The sequence below is a fragment of the uncultured Ferrovibrio sp. genome (genome assembly GCF_937960835.1).
Classification (GTDB): domain Bacteria; phylum Pseudomonadota; class Alphaproteobacteria; order Ferrovibrionales; family Ferrovibrionaceae; genus Ferrovibrio.
Map to the genome: position 1 here is coordinate 274,269 of NZ_CALGPC010000015.1, position 21,978 is coordinate 296,246.

A 21,978-nucleotide genomic window follows, 5' to 3' on the forward strand; every position below is an offset into this window, starting at 1 on the left:
GGCCCTGCTCAGGGCTGTTCAAGGCTCCGTATTCTTCTGAGCCGCCATTTCGGGGAACCATCGGATGGGGCATGGGTTGGCTGTCCAATCCACGATGACGCCCACCCCTGGCTTGCGGAGTTTGTCATGAAAGCAGTCGTCTATCATGGTATCGGCGATATCCGGCTGGATCGGGTTTCCGATCCTGCCTTGCAGGCACCATCCGATGCGATCCTGCGGATCACCGCCTCGGCAATCTGCGGCACCGATCTGCATTTCGTGCGCGGCACCATGCCTGACATGCAGCCCGGCACCATCATGGGCCATGAAGCGGTGGGGATCGTCGAGGAAGTTGGAAAAGATGTCCGCAACTTCCGGCGCGGCGACCGGGTGGTAGTGCCATCCACCATCGCCTGCGGCTACTGCTCGTATTGCCGGTCGGGATACCAGGCGCAATGCGATAATTCGAACCCGCATGGGCCGCAGGCGGGGACTGCCTTTTTTGGTGGGCCGAAATCGACCGGGCCGTTCGACGGGCTGCAGGCCGAATATGCCCGCATTCCCTATGCCGCCGCCAATCTGGTGAAGCTGCCCGACGACATCGACGATGACAGCGCCGTAATGCTGTCAGACATTTTCCCTACCGGATATTTCGGCGCCGAAATGGCCGAGATCACCGCGGGCGATACGGTCGTGGTCTATGGCTGCGGCCCGGTAGGGCTATTCGCCATTGCCAGCGCCAGGCTGAAAGGTGCGGATCGCATCATCGCCGTCGATTGCGTGCCGGATCGCCTGGAAATGGCGCGGGCGCAAGGCGCGGAAGTGATCGATTTCACCCAGGATGACCCGGTGGAAGTGATCAACGGCCTGACCGGCGGGATTGGCCCGGACCGCGCGATCGATGCAGTTGGCATCGACGCCATCAAGCCGCCCACCATAGGCAACAACTCCGGCTGGCCAGAACAGCGCCAATGGGTACCGGGCGACGGCCCCAGCCAGGTGCTGCAATGGTGTGTGGAATCTGTCGCCAAGGCTGGAACGGTGGGCATCATCGGCGTCTATCCGGACGATGCCAAGGATTTTCCCATTGGGATGGCGATGAACAAGAACCTGACCATCAAGATGGGCAACTGCAATCATCGGCGTTACCTGCCTGGACTGGTCGATCTCGTACGCAGCGGCGCGATTGAGCCGACCGACATTCTGACGAAGATCGCACCGCTGTCTTCCGTCATCGAGGCCTACAAGAATTTCGACCGGCGCGAGGCCGGCTGGGTCAAGGTCAAGCTGGAACCGGAAACAGTTCCGGCCTAAGCGGCGGAGATAGTGATGTCGGAAAAGCAGACACGTCCCCCGCAAAGCCAGGAGCATCAGCCGGGCAGCAGCACCGAGATGCGGCCGCAGCCCCAGGACAAGGCCGAAAACTACCGCGGTTCGGGCAAGCTGAAAGGCAAGGTGGCGCTGATCACCGGAGGCGATAGCGGCATCGGTCGCTCCGTTGCGGTTGCGATGGCCAAGGAAGGCGCGGATGTCGCTTTCATCTATCTCGATGAAACCGAGGATGCGCGCGAAGCCGAACGCCTGATCAAGGCGGCTGGCGTACGCGGCAAAGGATATGCCGGCGATATTTCCGACCGTGAAACCTGCTTCAGACTCGTTAAGCAGGTGATCGAAACTTTCGGCAGACTGGATATACTGGTCAACAATGCTGCCGAGCAGCATGTCGCCCAGAGCCTGACCGACATTCCCGAGGATCAGCTTCGCGCAACCTTCGGCAGCAACATCTTCTCGATCTTCTTTCTCACGCAGGCCGCGCTGCCGCATCTGGGGCACGGCGCCGCCATCGTCAACACCACCTCAGTCACGGCATTTCGCGGCAATCCGACGCTGATCGACTATTCCTCCACCAAGGGTGCCATCGTTGCCTTTACGCGTTCGCTGGCCCAGGCCCTGGTGAAGGATGGCATCCGGGTAAATGGCGTCGCCCCCGGTCCGGTATGGACGCCGCTGATCCCGGCGTCCTTCAGCCCGGAACGCGTCGCCGAATTCGGGACCGACAATCCCATGGGCCGCGCGGCGGAGGCTGATGAAATTGCCCCTTGCTACATCTTTCTGGCCAGTGCGGATGCCACATTCATGACCGGGCAGATCCTGCATCCCAACGGCGGCTCGTTTACGGCCTGAGGCCGTACTTCAAGACGAGTGGAACCGCTCCCGGTTCCCCGGCGTTAAAGAAGCAGTGAGCAATTGCGATAGAAGGCCAAGTCATGACAAGTCTTACAGCAATCATGCGCGACGGGGCTTTCCTCGTCCTGGTTCTTGGTGCCCTTGGCCTGGTGATGTAACGAAACTGAGGCGGGGACAGCTTCAGGTATGAGTCGCAATAATCGCAGTTCACCGCACCTCCCACTGCCGAAGCAGTGGGCCGTCTGATCTTTGTCACAGTTTTATCGCCTAATTCTCCCTAGCGGCGATCCCGCGCTTGGGGTCATGCTGAATGCAACCTTGGCAGGCAGCAGACAGTGCATACCAGCAGGGATCCAATGCCCAATCAGATCAACGACCTTCTCGTCAGCGCCCTGCCCGCAATGAAGGTTTTTGCGTTGCGGCTGACTCGCGATCATCACAATGCGGAGGACCTCGTGCAGGAGGTGGCGGTGCGCGCTTTGGCGCGGGCCAATCTTTACGCATCCGGCACCAACTTCCGTGCCTGGCTGTTTACGATCATGCGGCATCATCATATCGACCAGGTCCGGCGGCACCGCTCGAACATCCCGCTGGACGATGTTCCGCCGATCAGTCATCCCGCCATCCTGCCCAAGCAGGACGATGATGCTAGCCTGGAGGAACTGGCCTCCGCCATGCGATCCCTGCGCAAGGATCAGCGTGAGGTGCTGATGCTGGTGGCAGCCGAAGGCTATTCCTATGAAGAGGCTGCAGCGATCTGCGGTTGCCCCACCGGCACGATCCGCAGCCGCCTGGCTCGTGCCCGCAACAAGCTTAAGAAATCGATGCTGAACGGCGTGAACTAGCTAAAGCCGCGTCTATCGGCTCGACAGATAGCCGGCAGCTCTATTTTACGCCCCGACCAGGGATGGGAACTCGATCTGCAGACCGCTGGCCTGACCGTTGGAAATATGAGTCAGCTCCCCCTTGAGCTGGCGCACATAGCTGCCGACGATCCGGGACTTGAGCGTGTCGCTTTCCAATGCCACGCCGGTTCCCGCGCCCTCACAGAGAATGGAAAAACCGAACCCGCCGTCTTCGCGCGGAAGCAGCTGGACCAGGATCCAGCCCTTGTCTGATCCGCTCAGGCCGTGCTGCACGAGATGAGCGACAATCTCGGCGATCAGCATCGCAAGAACCACCGCGCGACCGGACGGTGCCGTCGCCGGGGTAATCATCGAGGTGATTTCTATCTCTCTGTCTTCCGTCGACACCATGGATTGCAGGCGGCGGCAGAAGGCAGGCAACAGCTTGCCCAAATCCACTTCCTGAAGCGTTCCTGCCTCCGGAAGATCGTAATGGATCATCGCGAGGGCATGAATCCGCTGCTGGACGGCGCTGAGAGCGGAACGGGCTGACGGCTCCACGCTTGCGTGAAGCTGGAGATTGATCAGACTTGAAACGATTTGCAGGTTATTACGGATTTTGTGATGGGCAATCCGCTCGGCCTCGTCATCAACCATGCTTGTTGTCAGTCGCCCGGGCCGATCATCTTGTCGCCCTGCTCTTTCAGGACGACTGCCAAGGTTCCGCGAAGGTTTTCCACCGGCACCGGCCGACGGCTTCCAGCATCCTGGCCTTCCAGCATTTGCAGCATCGCCTGGCGGGCGCGGGATAGACGGCTTTTGATCGTTCCGATACTGCAGCCGCAGATCATTGCGGCTTCTTCGTAGGAAAGACCGCTGGCACCGATCAGCACTAGAACTTCACGCTGCTTGAGCGGCAGTTTGTGCAACGCTTGCGCGACTTCCTGAAGTTCCAGACGGGCCTGCTGTGATGGCGGCGCCGTCATAGTTTCGGCGTGTTTGCCATCAACATCAGGCACCTCGCGCCGCTTCTGGCGAAGCAGGTTATAGTACGTATTGCGCAGGATGGTATACAACCATGCGCGCATGCTGGTGCCGAGTGCGAATGCATCGCGATTTGCCCAGGCTTTTGTCAGGGTTTCCTGAATCAAGTCGTCGGCAAGATCGCGATTGTGACATAGGGAGTGGGCCCATGCCCGCAGGGCGGGGATTTCGTTGAGCAATACAGTTCTGAAGTCGAGTTTCGAGGCCAATGGACACCTTTAGGAAAGAGGAGCCGCGATACCTCACTGCAGACTGCACGGCATGGGGATAAGACGCGAAAAGAATGGCGATTGTATGACCGAGGAATAAACGTTTCCTCAGGGTGGTTCGTTCCCGGCGTCGATCTAATATTTTACAATCGCCGATCTAAGTGCGATCCTGAGTAGCCGTTACTTGGGGCTGCCGTTACAGGAGAGGGCCATGGCTAGCATCACCAAGGCGATTACCCACGAAATTCCTTATCTGCGGCGTTATGCTCGTGCGGCTTGCGGCGATAGCCATGTCGCAGATGCCTATGTATATCGCGCTGTCGAACGTCTTCTGGATTACCCTGCTTTACTTGGTGAGCGTCCCATCAGGATCGAGCTTTACCGTCTACTCTATGAACTCTGCGCATCGGAACGCGTTGAGGCCGGCGAGCAGTTCATGCTAAGCAAAGGTCATCTTCGCACGGCTCATCGCTGCCTCGCCAAGCTTCCGCTGGATTATCGGCATGCCATTCTGCTGCATGCTCTGGAAGATCTCTCCTTCTCGGAGATCGCTTATGTCCTGAATCGCAGCGAGCGGAATGTCAGCGATTTGATCACGGCCGCCGGCAAGGAGATACTCAACTCCATCTATGCCGACATCCTGATCATTGAGGATGAAGCCCTGGTGGCTTGCGATCTCTCAATCATTCTGCGCGAGCTGGGCCACAACGTTCTGCCCGTTGCAGCCACCCGTGAAGAAGCCGTACGCACAGCGCAATATCACACGCCGAGTCTCATCCTGGCCGATATTGAATTGGCCAATGAAAGCTCAGGCGTTGACGCTGTGCGAGAAATCTGTTCCGAGCGGGCGGTACCCACGATCTTTATTACCGCCTATCCGGAGCGGCTGATCGTGATCAACAAGCCAGAGGTTACAATCCTGCTGCCAAAACCCTACCAGCCGGACGTCGTCAAGCGGGCAGTCAACCGGGCGCTGTTCATGGCGCCCTGCTGACGAGACGACTGAAAATGACTTCTTAGAGTCATCCGAGCAGGTTTTAAGGGCGCAATAATTTGGCGCCCTTTCTTTCCAACGAAGTGCAGTAAATCATTGAGGATGACGGCTTATGCTTCGTGCTTGCCCTCTTCCCTGGCGTCGAGCTCCTTGAGCTTGTCCATGATCCGCTGCGGGATCGGCTCTTTGGCGATATCCTCAAAGAGCTGCTTGAGACTGCGCCCAAGCCAATCGACATTCGCATTATCCGGCGCCTCCGGAGCCATGCTTCCCACCGGTGTCGACTTGCGGGACGTACGGGCCGCCCTTTCCTCTGAATCACTCATACTTGATCCTCTTGTTGAGACCTCTCGAAACGCCGGGCGCATCCAGAAGGCAGTATCATAACACCGCTGACAAGCTAGGTCTTGAAAGCTTCATATCAACTGTGACTTCTGACCGGCGCAACGCCCACCACTGCCCTGCCTGCATCAGACAACGAAAAAACACAGCGAGTTTTAAAAAGTTTCCCGCTCTCGTAAAAATTTTGCCTTAATTTGCCGCTTTCTTCGCGCCTTCGCCCAAAATCACGGAACTTCCGGGCATAAATCGCTGTTTTTGCAGGTAGACAGCGAAAAAGTGCGGTGCCATGGCAAAGAAGAAAGCAGCGAAATCTCAAACAACCAAGACCTCCACCCGCCGCCGCACCCGTAAACCGGGTACTGATGAGGCAAAGAAAAAGCATGGCAGCGAGGCCGTGGCAGGAACCCGGCCGCTGTGGAGCGGCAATCTGCGCTTGGCTCTCGTCTCGGTTCCCGTGAAGCTGTTTCCGGCGACCAAATCCGGCGCCCAGATCAGTTTTCACCAGGTTCACGAGCCCTCGGGCAAGCGCATCCGCTACCAGAAAGTCGTGCCGGGCCTGGGGCCGGTAGATACCGACGAGATCGTCAAAGGCTTCGAGGTGGCCAAAGGCAGCTATGTGCTGCTTGAGCCTGACGAGATCGATTCCCTAAAAATTGAGGCGAAGAAAACCCTCGATCTGATCCAGTTTGTCGATCAGCGTGAAGTCGACCCGATCTGGTTCGATCGTCCCTATTATGTCGTGCCTGACGGCGATCTGGCCGAAGAGGCCTATGGCGTGATGCGCGATGCGCTACGCGGCTCAGGCCGGATCGGGCTCGGCCAATTCGTCATGCGGGGACGCGAATATGTGGCAGCAATCAAACCCTGCGGCAGCGGCCTGTTGCTGGAGACCCTGCGCTTCGCCGACGAGGTGCGCAAGGCGGCTCCATTCTTTGCCGACGTTGCCGAGGTCAGCGCCGACAAGGAATTGCTGTCACTTGCCAAGGAACTGATCGAGCGAAAGACCGCACCTTTCGATCCGCAACGCTTCAAGGATAATTACACCGACGCCCTGAGGGATCTGATCGAGGCGAAGCGGAAGCACCGCAAACCGGTCCAGGTCGAGGAGGATGAGCTCAGGGAAGGCGCCAAGATCATCAATCTGGTCGATGCGCTGAAGCGAAGCGTCAAGAATGCGGAGAAGACGACCTCGGCGCAGAAAAACGGAAGCCGTCGGCAGGCGAGCTGATTCATGCCTGCCCGGCAGAGTAGCGATCCTCTCCAGACGTACCGGCAGAAGCGGCGCTTCACCGAGACCCCGGAACCGGAGGGCGGCGCTCCATCCAAGGGCCGCCTGCTGTATGCCATCCAGAAGCACGACGCCCGTCGTCTGCATTACGATCTGCGGCTGGAGCTGGATGGCGTATTGAAAAGCTGGGCGATAACGCGAGGCCCAAGCCTTGATCCGTCACAGCGGCGGCTTGCCGTCCGGACGGAAGACCACCCGATGGATTACATCTCTTTCGAGGGCAACATTCCGCGCGGCAATTACGGCGCAGGGACGGTCATGCTGTGGGATGAAGGAACATGGGAGCCGGTTGGCTCAGCCCGGCAGGGCCTGGCCAAAGGCAAGCTGGTGTTCAACATCCACGGCCGCCGGCTCAAAGGCCAATGGGCGTTGGTGCGCTTCCGCGGTAAAGATGCCGAGAAGCATGACAACTGGCTGCTGATTAAGCATGACGACGAAGCCGCCGATCCGGATTTTGACGTCACGGCAGAGGAAACCACCAGCGTGGCGACCGGGCGCGATCTTGCCAAGATCTCCACTGCCAAGGAAGTGTGGCATTCCAACAGGGACAACGGCAAAAGCACGGCGCGCAAATCGAAGGCTGGGAAACGCAAAAACCGCACCCTTCCCGCTTTCCTCAATCCCGCTTTGGCAACGCTGGTCGATGAAGTTCCCGAAGGGAAAGACTGGCTCTTCGAGGTCAAACTCGATGGCTATCGCGCCATCACTGCCGCCTCGGGCGACGATGTGCGCATATATACCCGCAACGGTCATGACTGGACGGACCGATTCTCCAGCGTTGCCCGCGCCGTTGCTGAACTGAATCTCGATGCAGTTCTGCTCGATGGCGAGGTCGTCGCCATCGATTCTGAGGGGCGCGCCAGTTTCGGCGATCTGCAGGCATCGCTCAAATCGGGCGGGCGGAACCTTTCCTACTTCGTTTTCGACCTTCTGATCGATGGCGGAAAAGATCTGAGGAAACGCCCCCTGACAGAGCGGAAACGCCGGCTTCAGGCCCTGCTGGGAGATGCCGGGCGCCAAGGACCGGTCTTCTACACCGACCATGTCGAAGAAGCGGGCCGCGAAGTCCTCGATCAGCTATGCTCCTCAGGCTTTGAAGGGATCATCGCCAAACGGGCCACAGCCTCCTATCCCGTAGGCCGGGGGCGCTCTTGGCTCAAGATCAAATGCGACCGCGAGCAGGAATTTGTCGTCATCGGCTGGGCGCCCTCGACAACCAGCCGCCCCTTCTCCTCGATTCTGCTTGGCGTCCATGAGGATGGGAAACTGCGCTATGCCGGCAAAGCCGGATCTGGCTTCAGCGACGAGGTACTTGCAAGCCTGGCCAAGCGGCTCAAATCCCTGGCCAGGGATAAGCCTGCCGTTACCGGTATTCCGCGCGCGATTACCCGCAATGCCCATTGGGTGAAACCCGAACTGGTGGCGCAGATTGAATTCGCGGAATTCACCCGCGATGGCCTGATTCGCCAAGGGCGATTTGTCGGCCTGCGGGAAGATAAGCCAGCGGCCACCGTGATTCGGGAGGTTCCCAAGGATCTGGAGGAGGTGACCGCGGTGGCAGATGATCTGGACATGGTCAAGCTTGCTGGGATCCGTCTCTCCCATCCCGACAAGGTGCTGTATCACGAGCAGGGCATCACCAAGCAGGACTTGGCCAGCTATCTGGAGATGGTGGCACCACGCCTGCTACCGCATGCGGCCAATCGCCTGATCAGCCTAGTGCGCTGTCCGGACGGTCACCGGAAGCAATGCTTTTTCCAGCGCCATGGCGGCGCCGGCTTCCCGGAAGAGCTGAAGCGGCTGCGCATCCGCGAGCGCAAAGGCGGAACGAAGGAATATCTCTATCTGTCCGACCTGCGCGGCCTGATCGCCGCGGCGCAGATCGGCGTCCTGGAATTCCATATCTGGGGATCGCATATTGACGATATCGAAAAGCCGGACCGGATCGTGTTCGATCTCGATCCCGATCCCTCGGTTGACTTTGAGTCCGTCAAGGTGGGAGCCCTTCTCGTCCGGGATGTTCTCGACGCGCTCGGCCTGGTCAGCTTCCCCCTGCTGACCGGCGGCAAGGGAGTTCATATCGTAGCCCCGATCCGGTGCCAATATGAATGGCCCGTGGTGAAAGCCTTCTGCGGCGCTCTGGCGGAACGGATCGCCGAAGAGGACCCGGATCGATATGTCGCCACGATGAGCAAGAGTCGGCGCACCGGGCGCATCTTTGTCGACCACTTCCGCAATGAACGCGGCTCGACCGCGATCGCGCCCTACTCGCCCCGTGCCCGCGAAGACGCGCCGGTGGCCTGGCCTGTGACCTGGAAAAGCCTGCGACGGTTCAAAGCCGCCAACGAGATCACCGTCGCCAATGCCAGGAAGCAGATCGGCAAGGCCGATCCCTGGGAGGGCTATGCCGAGACCAGGCAGAGGCTGAAGGTCTCCGCCCTCAGGGCCCTGGGCATCGAGCCGTAAAGTGGTTGTCTATTCCCGCCTCTCACTCCGCAGCGCTGCGCAAAACAGGCTTTGGCCGTTCCAGCTCGGCCTTCCTGATCAAGGCGTCGTAATAAGGCGCGAAAGGCGGGCGGTTGATGTAGCGGCCTGCGCCTCGCGTGGTGCGCACATCGCCATCCTTGTAGACAATCTTGCCCTGAGAAATGGTCACCACATTGATGCCTTCGACTTCCATCCCCTCGAAGATGTTGAAGTCAATCTTCTGGTGATGGGTCTTGGCCGAGATCTTGCGCGTCTTCTTCGGGTCCCAGACGACGAGGTCGGCATCGGCGCCAGGCTGGATCACGCCCTTGCGCGGATAGAGATTGAAGATCTTGGCCGCATTGGCCGAGGTGATCGCGACAAACTCGTTCGGCGTCAGTCGCCCTTTGTTGACACCGTGATGCCATAGCACATGCATACGGTCTTCCACGCCGCCGGTGCCGTTCGGGATTTTTGTGAAATCGTTGCGGCCGACGGCCTTCTGGTCGGCGCAGAAGCAGCAGTGATCTGTGGCCGTGGTCTGCAGATGGCCCGCCTGCAAGGCACGCCACAATGCCCGCTGATGCTCCCTGGCCCGGAAAGGCGGGCTCATGACATAGGCTGCCGCCGTATCGAAATCCGGATTGCGGTAAACGCTGTCGTCGATCAGCAGGTGACCGGCCAGCACCTCGCCGAAGACGCGCTGCCCTTCATTACGAGCGCGGATGATCGCTTCGACCGATTCCTTGCAGGAATTGTGAACGATGTAGAGCGGCACCTTGAGCACCTGGGCAATGCGGATCGCCCGGTTGGCTGCTTCCCCTTCCACCTCGGGCGGCCGCGACAAGGGATGCCCCTCGGGACCGGTGATGCCGAGCTTGAGGATTTCCCGCTGCAGATGGAAAACAAGCTCGCCGTTTTCAGCATGCACGGTGCAGAGCGCGCCGAGTTCACGAGCCCGCAGGAAGCTGTTTACCAGCACCTCGTCCTCGCACATGATGGCGTTCTTATAGGCCATGAAATGCTTGAAGCTGTTGACGCCGTGTTCGGTGACCAGCGTTCCCATATCGCGATGAACCGATTCATCCCACCAGGTCACGGCGACATGAAAGCTGTAATCGGTAGCCGCCTTCTCCGCCCAGCCGCGCCACTTCTTGTAGGCTTCGAGAAGGTTTTCTTGCGGGTTGGGAATGATGAAGTCGATGATCATCGTCGTGCCGCCAGCCGCCGCCGCGGTGGTGCCTGTGAAGAAGTCCTCCGATGCCACCGTCCCCATGAAGGGCAATTCCATATGGGTATGCGGATCAATGCCGCCCGGCATCACATATGCGCCCCCGGCATCGATGATCTCCGCGCCGCTGGGGGGAGCGAGATTTTCGCCGACCGCCTTGATGATTCCTCCTTCGATGAGCACATCGCCACGCTGGCTGCAATCCGCATTGACGATGGTTCCACCGCGCACCAGCACACTCATCTCAGCCTCCGCCCTGCTATCGATGACGATGCCATTCACGCACGGCCTGACCGATCGGTCAAGAAAATCGTCGCGGGCACACAGACGCAAACGATGACTGCGCAAAGCATCAGCGCCGTGCACGGATTTTCAGCAGCGCTTGCGAAAAACCTCAGCGCCGACGCGAAATCTTCGTTGCCGCCGCAAGCGGCTTGGCGCCGAGCCCGTTGAGAATCAGCGTGGTAATCGTATTTGTCGCAGAGGCGAAGACGCTATCGTTCAGGTCCTTTCGATCCAGGACAGCCGCAATCTGTGCTGAAAAATCAGCATAGGTCTGCGTCATCGCCCAGATGACGAAAAGCAGATGCGCCGGATCAACCGGCTTCAGCTTCCCGGCGGCAATCCAGTCCTCGATGACCCGGCTTTTTTCCTTCACGACTCGGCGCAGCCGGTTGCGCAAGAAGGGCTGCACATGGCGGGCGCCGCCGATCACCTCAATGGCCCAAAGCCGTGACGGTTCAGGCGATTGCCGCGAAGCCTGCATCTTGCGCTCGATATATCTCGCGAAAGCCGTTGCCGGATCGGCTTCCGCAACGATCTCTTCATCCAACGCATCGAGCCATACCTCTAGAATGGCGTCCAGCACACTCGCGTAGAGATCCTGCTTGGTGCGGAAATAATAGTGCAGGTTCGCTTTCGGAACGCCGGCCTTGCGCGCGATTTCTGCTGTACTGGCGCCGGCGAAGCCCTTCTTTGCAAAGACAGATTCTGCTGCCTTCAGAATCTTTTCTACATTCCGCCTACGGATGGCTCCGGCTTCTCTGTTGCCCAGCGCAGCTTGGCTGCGCCGCTGTTTCCCGGTTGCTGTTTTCGTCTGCCGCTTCGTTGCGTCGCGCGCGGTCATTGTGTCCTTCCATCCGCTTCTGCCCATCCGGCGGGCAAGTGCATAGAGGCAAGGCAATTCTCTATGCGGAGTGAAACCCAGTGTCAAAGCGCTTTCGCGCATCCTTCATAATCTTGTCTTGACCATTCGGTCAGGAAAATCCTAGCCTCTCGTTCGCAAGGCAAGAATGAGGCTGCAGCAATCGCAGAGATCGGCATCTTTCTTGCGAGGCACATTGCGTGAGTACCGTGCAGCACAGGACCTAAGGGGAGCAGGTCATGGCGAATGGGCGTAACGCAGGAGATCAGGATTTTGCCGCCACGGATAGCCCTGCCCCGGATATCCGCGCGGGACGTCTCCCTTCCGAGCAGTACCGGATCAACTTCGATGACGCTGTACTACCGCTGGAACGGCAGACGGCGCTGGTTGAGGCCAACCGCTGCTACTTTTGCTATGACGCGCCCTGCATGGAAGCCTGCCCGACCGGGATCGATATCCCCGGTTTCATCCGCAAGATCACAACCGAAAATACGGCGGGCGCCGCCCTGCGCATTTACGAGCAGAACATCTTCGGCGGCTCCTGCGCCCGCGTCTGCCCCACCGAAATCCTTTGCGAGCAGGCTTGCGTGCGCAATGCCGAGGATGGCAATCCGATCCGGATTGGCTTGCTGCAGCGCTATGCCACCGATCACGGCACGCCCGCGAACGAGCATCCATTTCGGCGTGCCGCGGCTACCGGAAAACGTATTGCCGTCGTCGGCGGCGGGCCGGCGGGGCTTGCCTGCGCGCATCGGCTGGCCATGCTGGGCCATGCGGTCACCATCTTCGAGGCGCAGCCGCATCTCGGTGGTCTCAACGCCACCGGCATTGCCGAATATAAGGTGCCGCATGATTATGCCGGCCGCGAGATAGATTTCATCCTCGGAATCGGAGGCATCACGGTGCAGACCAGCACGGTACTGGGCCGCGATATTTTCCTCAGCAGCCTGCGCCGAGACTATGACGCCGTCTTCCTCGGCATCGGACTTGCTGCGGTCAAAAGCCTGGATTGCGAGGGGGAAGACCTGGCTGGTGTGTTCAACGCCGTGAACTACATCGCGCAGATCCGACTGGCGAAGGATTTCGCCACGCTGCCAATCGGGCGGCGCGTGGTGGTGATCGGTGGCGGCAATACGGCCATCGACGCTGCGGTGCAGGCCAGGCGTCTTGGTGCTGAGGAAGTCACGCTGGTCTACCGGCGCGGCCCCGAGGCGATGAGCGCGACCGGCCATGAGCAATCCTTCGCCAAGGAGAATGGCGTCATCGTGCGCCACTGGGCCCAGCCTCTGCGCCTGGAAGGCCACGGCGGCCATGTGCGGCAGGCGGTATTCGAATATACGCGGCTCGACGCCGATGGTCGCCTGACCGGCACGGGTGAGACCTTCGCGCTGGCCGCCGACATGGTGTTCAAGGCCATTGGCCAGGTTTTTCTGCCCGATCCGCTGCGTGAGGATGGCCGCGACCTGCTGGTGCTGAAGAACGGCCGCATCGCTGCCAACGCGGAAGGCCGCACGTCGCTCGACAATGTCTGGGCGGGCGGCGATTGCGTTGCCGGCGACCAGGACCTCACGGTCGCAGCCGTGCAGGCCGGCAAGGTTGCCGCCCTGTCGATCGACGTGGCGATGCGCCAGAAGGCCGCTGCTTAAGGCGCAGGAGGAAGACCCAATGGCCGACCTTTCGATCAACTTCGCCGGCATCAAGGCGCCGAATCCATTCTGGCTCGCTTCGGCCCCGCCGACCGACAAGGCTTATAACGTCGTGCGCGCCTTCAAGGCCGGCTGGGGCGGCGTAGTCTGGAAAACTCTGGGCGAAGACGGCCCGCCGGTGGTGAATGCTTCGTCACGCTATGGCGCCTTATCCTACAAGGGCAACCGCATCGCGGGCCTGAACAATATCGAACTGATCACCGACCGGCCGCTGGAGGTCAATCTCCAGGAGATCAAGCAGGTAAAGCGGGACTGGCCGGACCGGGCGCTGGTGGTCTCGCTGATGGTGCCTTGCACCGAGGATGCCTGGAAGGAGATCCTCAAGCGGGTGGAGGAAACCGAGGCCGATGGCGTTGAGCTTAATTTCGGCTGCCCGCATGGCATGTCAGAGCGCGGCATGGGCGCGGCGGTCGGCCAGGTTCCAGACTATGTAGAAATGGTCACGCGCTGGTGCAAGCAGCATAGTCGCATGCCGGTGATCGTGAAGCTGACGCCGAATGTCACCAATATCCTGGGTCCGGCGCGGGCTGCGGTGCGCGGCGGCGCCGATGCCGTCAGCCTGATCAATACCGTGAATTCCATCATGGCCATCGACCTCGACCAGATGGCCCCGATGCCGACTGTAGACGGCAAGGGAACCCATGGCGGCTATTGCGGCCCGGCGGTCAAGCCCATTGCGCTGAACATGGTGGCCGAGATCGCGCGTGATCCGGAATGCAACAAGATCCCGATCTCCGGCATCGGCGGCATCGAAAGCTGGCATGATGCGGCCGAGTACATCGCGCTGGATGCCGGCAGCGTCCAGGTCTGCACGGCCGCGATGCATTACGGCTTCCGCATCGTCGATGACATGGTCGACGGACTACAGCGCTGGATGGATGCCAAGGGGTATCGCAGCATCGGCGAGTTCCGCGGCAAGGCGGTGCCGAATGTCACTGCCTGGCAGTATCTCAATCTGAACTACCAGATTGTCGCCGAGATCGATCAGGACAAATGCATCAAATGCGGCCTGTGCCATATCGCCTGCGAGGATACCTCGCATCAGGCGATCCGAGCCGAACGCGTGGAAGGCGCGCGCAAGTATTTTGTTGTGAATGAGGATTGCGTCGGTTGCAATCTTTGCATGCATGTCTGCCCGGTAGACGGCTGCATAAGCATGAAGCGCGTCGATGACGGAAAGACCAGTCTCAACTGGACGCAGCATCCCAACAATCCGATGCGGCACGCGGCCGAATAACGCCAAGGAGTCAGGAATGGCGAATGTGAAGAATATTCAGGTCAATCAGGACCGCCTGTGGGAAAGCCTGATGGAAATGGCCAAGATCGGCGCCACGCCAAAAGGCGGTTGCGCGCGGCTGGCCCTGACCGATCTGGACAAACAGGGACGCGACCTCTTCGTGCGCTGGTGCAAGGAAGCCGGCTGCACCATCACCGTGGATCGCATGGGCAATATCTTTGCCCGCCGGCCGGGCCGGAACAACGATCTGCCGCCGGTGGTAACGGGCAGCCATCTCGACACTCAGCCGACCGGCGGCAAGTTTGACGGCGTCTATGGCGTGCTGGCGGGCCTTGAGGTGATCCGCACGCTCAACGACTACAAGTTCGAGACCGAGGCTCCCATCGAAGTTTCGGTCTGGACCAATGAAGAAGGTTCGCGGTTTGCGCCCGCCATGGTCGCTTCCGGCGTCTTCGCCGGGGTCTTCACCGAGGAATACGGCCATAGCCGGGCCGATCTCGACGGCAAGACCATGGGCGAAGAGCTGAAACGGATCGGCTATTTCGGCGACGCCCCGGTCGGCGGCCGCAAGTTCAAGGCCTTTTTCGAGGCCCATATCGAACAGGGTCCGATCCTGGAAGCCGAGAAACGCACCATCGGCATTGTACAGGGCATCCAGGGCATGCGCTGGTTCGAGGTGACGCTGACCGGCACGGAAAGCCATGCTGGCACCACGCCGATGAATCGCCGCAAAGACGCGATGCTGGGTTGCGCCCGCATCGTCGACCGCATCAACAAGATCGCTCTGGACCACAAACCTGGCGTTTCCACGGTCGGCCTGGTCAAGGTCAGCCCCAATTCGCGCAACACCATTCCGGGTTCGGTCTTCTTCTCGGTCGACCTGCGGCATCCGCAGGATGAGGTTCTGCTCGAAATGAAGGCCGAACTGGAAGCGACGGTTGCCGAGGTCTGCGACGATCTGGACCTGCAATATGAATGCAAGGAAATCTGGAATTCGCCCGCGGTGCATTACGACAAGGGCTGCATTGAGGCCGTCCGCAAGGCGGCTGATGAAGCCGGCTATCCGCATATGGATATCGTCTCGGGTGCCGGTCACGATGCCGGATACATCAATCGCGTGGCACCGACCGGCATGATTTTCGTGCCCTGCGCCGACGGCATCAGCCATAATGAAATCGAGTCTGCGACGCCCGCGGACCTGGCGGCCGGCTGCAATGTGCTGCTGCGCGCCATGCTGGAACATGCGGCCTGACAAAGATGACACCCGCAATGGCCGTATTGATGGCAGCGCATGACATGTCGAACCAGGCGGCGCCAGTGGAGACGCTGGCGTCCGTGCCCGCGGTGGAAATCAGCGGTGTCAACCTGACGTTCCAGACCGCCGATACGCCGGTCTATGCCCTGTCGGACGTCAACCTCACCATCGCGCGCGGCGAGTTCGTCTCCTTCATCGGCCCCAGCGGCTGCGGCAAGACTACTTTGCTGCGGGTGATCGCGGACCTACAGAAAGTGACCTCAGGCGAGGTCAAGGTGAACGGCGTTTCGCCTGAAACCGCGCGGCTTGACCGTGCCTATGGTTATGTCTTCCAGGCACCGGCGCTTTATCCCTGGCGCAATATTCAGCGCAACATCACTTTACCGCTGGAAATCATGGGCCTGAGCAAGGCCGAGCGGCTGGCCCGCGCCCAGCGCGTGCTGGAGCTTGTCAATCTCACCGGGTTTGAGAAGAAGTTTCCCTGGCAGCTTTCCGGCGGCATGCAGCAGCGCGTTTCGATTGCCCGGGCGCTGTCCTTCGATCCCGAACTGCTGCTGATGGACGAACCCTTCGGCGCGCTGGACGAGATCATCCGCGACCATCTGAACGAGCAATTGCTCGGTCTCTGGCGTCGCACCGGCAAGACTTTGCTGTTCGTCACCCATTCAATCCCTGAAGCGGTATTCCTTTCCACTAAGATCGTGGTGATGAGCCCTCGCCCGGGTCGCATCATCGATGTGATCGACAGCAACCTGCCACGGGACCGCAGCCTCGAAATCCGCGAAAGCCCAGAATTCGCTGCCATCGCGCACCGGGTTCGCGAGGGGCTGCGCGCTGGCCATAGCTACGAAGACCATACATGACGCTCGCCACAGCCCTGCCCTGGCGGCCGCTTGTCCGCTTCGGCGGCAGCACCGCGCTTTCGGTCTGCGCGATCCTGCTGCTCATCATTGTCATATGGTACGCCGGCACGGTGAAAATGAATGCCGGGCCGCTGCTGGACCGGTACGAACGTGCCGGCCGCACCGAGTGGAGTTTCTCGGAGCTTGTCGCCGATGCCATGTCGATGGAACGGCCGGTTTTGCCCGCGCCCCATCAGGTGGCCGCCGATTTCAACAAAAGCGTTTTCCAGACCAGCATCACCTCCCGTCGCAGTCTCGTCTATCACGCCTGGGTGACGCTGGAGGCCGCCCTTCTGGGCTTCGTGCTCGGTACATTGCTGGGCATCGGTTTGGCAATCGTGATCGTTCACGTGGCTGCCCTGGAGCGGGCCATGATGCCCTGGATCATCGCCTCGCAAACCATCCCCATCCTGGCGATAGCGCCGATGATCATCGTCGTGCTCGGCTCTTTCGGTGTGGTCGGCCTGGCGCCGAAGGCGATCATCTCCGCCTATCTCTGCTTCTTTCCAGTCGCCATCGGCATGGTGAAGGGCCTGACCTCGCCCGAGCCGATCCACCTGGATCTTATGCGTACCTATAATGCGACAACCCGGCAGACACTGCGCTTTCTTCGCCTGCCCGCCTCGCTGCCTTTCTTGTTCACCAGCCTGAAGGTCGCCATTTCGCTGTCGGTGGTCGGTGCCATAGTCGGCGAACTACCGACGGGGGCCCAGGCTGGCCTCGGGGCGCGCCTGCTGGCGGGGTCATATTACGGTCAGACCGTGCAAATCTGGTCGGCCTTGATCATGGCCGCCATTCTTGCCGGCGGCTGCGTCGGCGTGATCGGCATGATCCAGCGCGGCATCGACCGCCGCTTTGGCGGGACGCCATGAGCAGCCGTAATATCGCCCGCCGACGCGACAGCATCCTGGCCGTTGCCCTTCTCTGTGGCATCGTCGCTCTATTTCTGCCGCTAGGGCGGTTGGGACAATGGCCTCTGCATCTCAGCCCGCTGCTGCTCTGGCTGGCGGCCTTGGGCACAATGCTGCTGCTGTTCCTTTGCAAGCTCCCGCCGCGTTACAGTGCAATCATCTGTGTTGCGGGAAGCCTGCTTGGCGCCATCGGGTTACATCGGCTGATGGCCGATGGCGCGCATGGTGTCGGCGCGCCCGGCCTATGGCTTGCCTTGATCGGCCACGGCCTTCTGGTCTGGCGCGGCCTTGAGCGGATCAGCACGGCACTGGCGGACCGCCGTGGTGCACTCTCCCTGGCGGCCGCGCCGCTGGTTTTCGGTCTGTGGCTTCTGTTCCTGTGGGAGATGGCAGTTGTCGGCTTCGACGTCCCGGCCGTGCTGCTGCCTGCGCCAAGCCAGATTGGTGATGCCCTGGTTACAGCCAGCGCGACCCTGGCTGCCGATTTCGTCCAGACTTTCATTCGGGCCGTCATTCCGGGCTTTGTCTTGGGATCGGCGGCGGGCTTACTGGTCGGTGTACTCGTCGATCGCGTTCCCTTCCTGCAGCGCGGCCTGCTGCCCATCGGCAATCTGGTCAGCGCGCTTCCCATCATCGGCATCGCGCCGATCATGGTGATGTGGTTCGGCTTCGACTGGCAATCCAAGGCTGCCGTGGTCGTGATCATGACCTTCTTCCCGATGCTAGTGAATACCATTGCCGGGCTGAACGCCTTGAGCCGCATCGAACGCGACCTGATGGCGACCTATGCAGCCACATACCGGCAGACGCTGCTGCGTGCGCGTCTGCCTGCCGCCCTGCCCTTCATTTTCAACGCCCTGAAAGTGAATTCGACCCTGGCGCTGATCGGCGCCATCGTCGCCGAATTCTTCGGTACGCCGATCCTCGGCATGGGCTTCCGCATTTCCACCGAAGTGGGCCGCATGAACATTCCGGTAGTCTGGGCAACCATTGCGGTTGCCGCCCTGGCCGGCTCGTTGAGCTATGGGCTGATTGCACTTGCCGAGCGCTGGCTAACCTTCTGGCATCCGTCTTTCCGCAGGCCATAACAAGCAGTTTGGATTCAAACAGGAGAGGAGAAGAAGATGATGCGTTTTTCAACATTAGGTCTGGCCTTGGGCGCTGCCCTGGGCCTGGCCGCCACAGTCGGATCGGCGCAGGCCGCCGATAGGTTCACCATTCAGTTGAAATGGGTAACCCAGGCTCAGTTCGCCGGCTATTACGTCGCCAAGGACAAAGGCTTCTACAAGGACGTCAATCTCGACGTCACGGTGAAGCCTGGCGGGCCCGATATCGCGCCGCCGCAGGTGATGGCTGCCGGCGGTGCCGATGCGATCATCGACTGGATGCCTTCGGCGCTGGCGAGCCGAGAGAAGGGCGTGCCGCTGGTCAACGTGTCGCAGACCTTCCAGAAGTCCGGCATGATGCTGACCTGCGCGAAGGCCAGCGGGGTGAAGGGCCCGGCCGACTTTCCCGGCCGCACGCTGGGTGTGTGGTTCTACGGCAACGAATATCCCTTCCTCACCTGGATGGCCAAGCTTGGCGTGCCGACCGATGGAAGCGCCAAGGGCGTGAAGGTGCTGAAGCAGGGCTTTAATGTGGATCCGCTGATCCAGAAGCAGGCCGACTGCATTTCGACCATGACCTACAATGAGTATTGGCAGGTGATCGATGCCGGCTTTAAGCCGGACGATCTGATCGTCTTCAAGTATAGCGAACAGGGTGTCGGAACCCTGGAAGACGGCATCTACGCCAATGGCAGCAAGCTGGGCGATCCGGCCTATGTCGACAAGCTGGCGCGCTTTGTCGCTGCTTCCAACCGCGGCTGGGACTGGGCCGTGAAAAACCCGGATGGGGCTGCGATGATCGTGCTGGAAAACGACACCACCGGCGCGCAGACCGAGAAGCATCAGAAGCGCATGATGAGCGAGGTTGCCAAGCTGGTCGAAGGATCAAAGATGGGCACCGGCTATCTGGATCCCGCGGATTACGAGCGCACGGTGAACATCCTGCTATCGGTCAAATCCGATCCGGTAATCACCAAGAAACCCGAAGGCGCGTGGACCCATGCGGTCTTCGAAGCTTCGAAGAAGTATATCAAGTAAGCTGACTTAACAGGGAGCCCCGCTTAAGGGGTTGAGGGGGAGCGGCGGTGCTTTGCATCGCCGCTTTTTCATCGCCGCACGCCGATCCCGGCCGACAGCGCCATGCGAACCAGATGCGATAGGCTTTCGGCCTGCATCTTCTTCATCAGATTGGCGCGATGAATCTCCACCGTGCGGGGGCTGATCTGGAGTTCATGGGCGATGATCTTGTTCGGATGCCCGATCACCAGCTGCTCCAGCACATCCCGCTCGCGGGGCGTCAGACTGGCGATCAGCTCACCTAACTTGTTGTCCTCTTCGCCTGTCGCGAAACCCGCCTGGCGCGGCTTTTCCAGCGCGCGCTGCACGGCTCCTAGGATTTCCGTATTCGTATAGGGCTTCTCGACGAAGTCGACGGCGCCCACCTTCATGGCCTTCACCGCCAGCGGCACATCGGCATGGCCTGTCACCATGATGGTCGGCAGGCCGCTATAGTGGGAAGCCAGACGCTCCAGCAGGGTCAGCCCGTCCATGCCGGGCATGCGCATGTCAAGCAATACGCAGCCGGTCTGGCCCGGCTGCAGGGCATCGAGGAAAGCCTCCGCCGATCCGAACCCCCGCACTGTGAAGCCCGCTGCCTCCAGCACGGCCTGCAGGGATTCGCGAACCGCCTCGTCGTCATCGACGACGAAAATCGTCGCCGCCGTCATGCTATCGCCTCTTCTGCGGGCAGCGCCGGCAGGATGAAGCGGAAGGTCGCTCCGCCGCCTGGATTGTTTTCAACCCAGATCCGGCCGCCATGTCCATCGATGATCGAACGACTGATCGACAAGCCAATCCCCATGCCATCCTTCTTCGTTGTCACGAAAGGCTTGAACAGCTGATCGGCAATCTCGGGCGGGATACCAGGGCCCGTATCGCTGATCGTCACTTCCTGGTCGCCGTTGTCGTGCTTGGTCACCTTGATGACCAGTTCGCGACGCTCGGCGCGGCGCAGCACCTCGATGGCATTGCGCACCAGATTGACCACGACCTGCTGGATCTGAATCTTGTCGATATACACCGGCGGCAAGTCGGCTGGCAGATCGAGCGTCACCTTGATGCCGTCCACACGGCTGCCGACGGTTGCCAGCATGCTGGCTTCCTCGACCACCTTGTTCAGGTGCTCCGGCGCTCGCTCCACCGCGCCTTTTTCCACGAAGCTGCGCAAGCGGCGGATGATCTGCCCCGCCCGATCGGCTTGACCGGATGCCTTCTCGATGAATTCGAGCACCCGCGGCGGCACCTCGATCTTGGCATTCGCCAGCAGCTGTCGGGCCGCTTCCGTGTAGTTCATGATCGCCGTCAGCGGCTGGTTCAGCTCGTGCGCCAGCGAGGATGAGAATTGCCCCATGGCATTAAGGCGCGAGACATGGACCAGTTCCGTGGTCAGCTCCTGAACACGCCGTTCAGCCACATGACGCTCGGTGATATCGCGGATGACGCCGATGAAGCCGCGCCGGTCGCCGATCGCCATCTCGCCGACCGACAGATCGATTGGAAATACCGTGCCGTCCTTGCGCACCGCCTGCACTTCGCGTCCGGTGCCGATGATCTTGGCAACGCCCGTCGTTACGTAGTTGTGGATATATTTGTCGTGGGCGTCGCGGTAAGGCTCTGGCATCAATAGCTTCACATTCTGGCCGATCACCTCTTCCGGCTGATAGCCAAAGATGCGAACCGCGGCTTTGTTGAAGGTTTCGATGCTGCCCTTGGAATCGATGGCGACGATGGCGTCATGCGCATTGTCGATAACGGCACGGAAACGCTCCGCGGCGTCACGTTCCGACTCCCGGGTCAGTTCGTAGGCTTCGGCGCCCTGGCGCAGGGCCTCGGCCTGTTCGACGACCTGCCGCTCGGCCCGGGACAGCCCCCGATATCCAACGCCCAGGACGATCAGGACCGGCACGGTGACCAGCAGGCCGACCAGCAGCCACGACAATTCGCCCGCACCCCGCTGGCTGGCCACGTAGAGGGCGGCCACTAGCAGGCTAAGGGTGGCGATGATCGCAATGAAAAATGCAACGGGACGGAATGTTTTCATTTCATGGTGGGAGCCAATTGTCGCGGCCGCTC

At 60.5% G+C, this 21,978-nt stretch carries 20 protein-coding genes; 13 read left to right on the forward strand and 7 right to left on the reverse strand.

Going from position 1 to position 21,978, the window contains the following annotated elements; all coding sequences use genetic code 11:
• Positions 1–126: 126 nt before the first annotated feature.
• The 3 genes from Q0603_RS15425 (at position 127) to Q0603_RS15435 (ending at position 3,011) form a co-directional block, all read left to right on the forward strand.
• Positions 127–1,293 (forward strand): zinc-dependent alcohol dehydrogenase, encoded by a 1,167-nt coding sequence (locus Q0603_RS15425; protein WP_298727228.1) that lies wholly within the window; start codon positions 127–129, stop codon positions 1,291–1,293.
• A 15-nt stretch (positions 1,294–1,308) separates the two neighbouring features.
• Positions 1,309–2,163, forward strand: a complete 855-nt coding sequence (locus Q0603_RS15430; RefSeq protein WP_298727229.1) for an SDR family oxidoreductase — start codon at positions 1,309–1,311, stop codon at positions 2,161–2,163.
• A gap of 359 nt (positions 2,164–2,522) precedes the next feature.
• Positions 2,523–3,011 (forward strand): sigma-70 family RNA polymerase sigma factor, encoded by a 489-nt coding sequence (locus Q0603_RS15435; RefSeq protein WP_298727230.1) that lies wholly within the window; start codon positions 2,523–2,525, stop codon positions 3,009–3,011.
• Positions 3,012–3,056: 45 nt separating this feature from the next.
• Here Q0603_RS15435 and Q0603_RS15440 read toward each other — a convergent pair whose 3' ends face one another.
• Together Q0603_RS15440 and Q0603_RS15445 are read right to left on the reverse strand one after the other, a co-directional pair.
• Positions 3,057–3,668: a histidine kinase dimerization/phosphoacceptor domain -containing protein gene (locus Q0603_RS15440; RefSeq protein WP_298727231.1), complete on the reverse strand. Its 612-nt coding sequence runs from the start codon at positions 3,666–3,668 to the stop codon at positions 3,057–3,059.
• Between the two features lie 8 nt (positions 3,669–3,676).
• Positions 3,677–4,264 (reverse strand): sigma-70 family RNA polymerase sigma factor, encoded by a 588-nt coding sequence (locus Q0603_RS15445; RefSeq protein ID WP_298727232.1) that lies wholly within the window; start codon positions 4,262–4,264, stop codon positions 3,677–3,679.
• A gap of 211 nt (positions 4,265–4,475) precedes the next feature.
• On the opposite strand from Q0603_RS15445, the gene Q0603_RS15450 reads away from it, so the two are divergent.
• Positions 4,476–5,258, forward strand: a complete 783-nt coding sequence (locus Q0603_RS15450; protein ID WP_298727233.1) for a response regulator — start codon at positions 4,476–4,478, stop codon at positions 5,256–5,258.
• A 110-nt stretch (positions 5,259–5,368) separates the two neighbouring features.
• Here Q0603_RS15450 and Q0603_RS15455 read toward each other — a convergent pair whose 3' ends face one another.
• On the reverse strand, positions 5,369–5,584 hold the full coding sequence (locus tag Q0603_RS15455; RefSeq protein ID WP_298727234.1) for a NepR family anti-sigma factor: 216 nt from the start codon (positions 5,582–5,584) through the stop codon (positions 5,369–5,371).
• Positions 5,585–5,886: 302 nt separating this feature from the next.
• Here Q0603_RS15455 and Q0603_RS15460 point away from each other — a divergent pair, with 302 nt between their 5' ends.
• Together Q0603_RS15460 and ligD are read left to right on the forward strand one after the other, a co-directional pair.
• Positions 5,887–6,828 carry a Ku protein gene (locus Q0603_RS15460; protein ID WP_298727235.1) on the forward strand — a complete coding sequence of 314 codons (942 nt, stop codon included), beginning with the start codon at positions 5,887–5,889 and terminating at the stop codon, positions 6,826–6,828.
• Positions 6,829–6,831: 3 nt separating this feature from the next.
• Positions 6,832–9,354, forward strand: coding sequence for a DNA ligase D (gene ligD / locus Q0603_RS15465; RefSeq protein WP_298727236.1), 2,523 nt, complete (start codon positions 6,832–6,834; stop codon positions 9,352–9,354).
• A 22-nt stretch (positions 9,355–9,376) separates the two neighbouring features.
• On the opposite strand, the gene hydA is transcribed toward ligD, so the two are convergent.
• Entirely contained in the window at positions 9,377–10,828 is a 1,452-nt protein-coding gene (gene hydA, locus Q0603_RS15470; protein ID WP_298727237.1) for a dihydropyrimidinase, read from the reverse strand.
• Positions 10,829–10,979: 151 nt separating this feature from the next.
• Positions 10,980–11,711, reverse strand: coding sequence for a TetR/AcrR family transcriptional regulator (locus Q0603_RS15475; RefSeq protein WP_298727238.1), 732 nt, complete (start codon positions 11,709–11,711; stop codon positions 10,980–10,982).
• A gap of 257 nt (positions 11,712–11,968) precedes the next feature.
• Here Q0603_RS15475 and Q0603_RS15480 point away from each other — a divergent pair, with 257 nt between their 5' ends.
• The 7 genes from Q0603_RS15480 to Q0603_RS15510 are packed head-to-tail and all read left to right on the forward strand — an operon-like array spanning position 11,969 to position 19,884.
• Positions 11,969–13,375: an NAD(P)-dependent oxidoreductase gene (locus Q0603_RS15480; protein ID WP_298727239.1), complete on the forward strand. Its 1,407-nt coding sequence runs from the start codon at positions 11,969–11,971 to the stop codon at positions 13,373–13,375.
• A 19-nt stretch (positions 13,376–13,394) separates the two neighbouring features.
• Positions 13,395–14,672, forward strand: coding sequence for an NAD-dependent dihydropyrimidine dehydrogenase subunit PreA (gene preA / locus Q0603_RS15485; protein ID WP_298727240.1), 1,278 nt, complete (start codon positions 13,395–13,397; stop codon positions 14,670–14,672).
• Between the two features lie 16 nt (positions 14,673–14,688).
• Complete coding sequence (locus tag Q0603_RS15490; protein ID WP_298727241.1) at positions 14,689–15,924, forward strand: Zn-dependent hydrolase; 1,236 nt, start codon at positions 14,689–14,691, stop codon at positions 15,922–15,924.
• 44 nt (positions 15,925–15,968) lie between these two features.
• Positions 15,969–16,790 (forward strand): ABC transporter ATP-binding protein, encoded by an 822-nt coding sequence (locus tag Q0603_RS15495; protein ID WP_298727472.1) that lies wholly within the window; start codon positions 15,969–15,971, stop codon positions 16,788–16,790.
• Entirely contained in the window at positions 16,787–17,701 is a 915-nt protein-coding gene (locus Q0603_RS15500) for an ABC transporter permease (RefSeq protein WP_298727242.1), read from the forward strand. Before Q0603_RS15495 ends, Q0603_RS15500 begins: the two co-directional genes overlap by 4 nt.
• Positions 17,698–18,828, forward strand: coding sequence for an ABC transporter permease (locus Q0603_RS15505; protein WP_298727243.1), 1,131 nt, complete (start codon positions 17,698–17,700; stop codon positions 18,826–18,828). Before Q0603_RS15500 ends, Q0603_RS15505 begins: the two co-directional genes overlap by 4 nt.
• A gap of 36 nt (positions 18,829–18,864) precedes the next feature.
• The gene (locus tag Q0603_RS15510) at positions 18,865–19,884 is read left to right on the forward strand and encodes an ABC transporter substrate-binding protein (protein ID WP_298727244.1); all 1,020 of its coding nucleotides are present in this window, start codon (positions 18,865–18,867) and stop codon (positions 19,882–19,884) included.
• 68 nt (positions 19,885–19,952) lie between these two features.
• On the opposite strand, the gene fixJ is transcribed toward Q0603_RS15510, so the two are convergent.
• Positions 19,953–20,573 carry a response regulator FixJ gene (gene fixJ, locus Q0603_RS15515; protein ID WP_298727245.1) on the reverse strand — a complete coding sequence of 207 codons (621 nt, stop codon included), beginning with the start codon at positions 20,571–20,573 and terminating at the stop codon, positions 19,953–19,955.
• The gene (locus Q0603_RS15520; protein WP_298727246.1) at positions 20,570–21,946 is read right to left on the reverse strand and encodes a PAS domain S-box protein; all 1,377 of its coding nucleotides are present in this window, start codon (positions 21,944–21,946) and stop codon (positions 20,570–20,572) included. The genes fixJ and Q0603_RS15520 overlap by 4 nt, the downstream gene beginning before the upstream one ends.
• Positions 21,947–21,978: the final 32 nt, after the last annotated feature.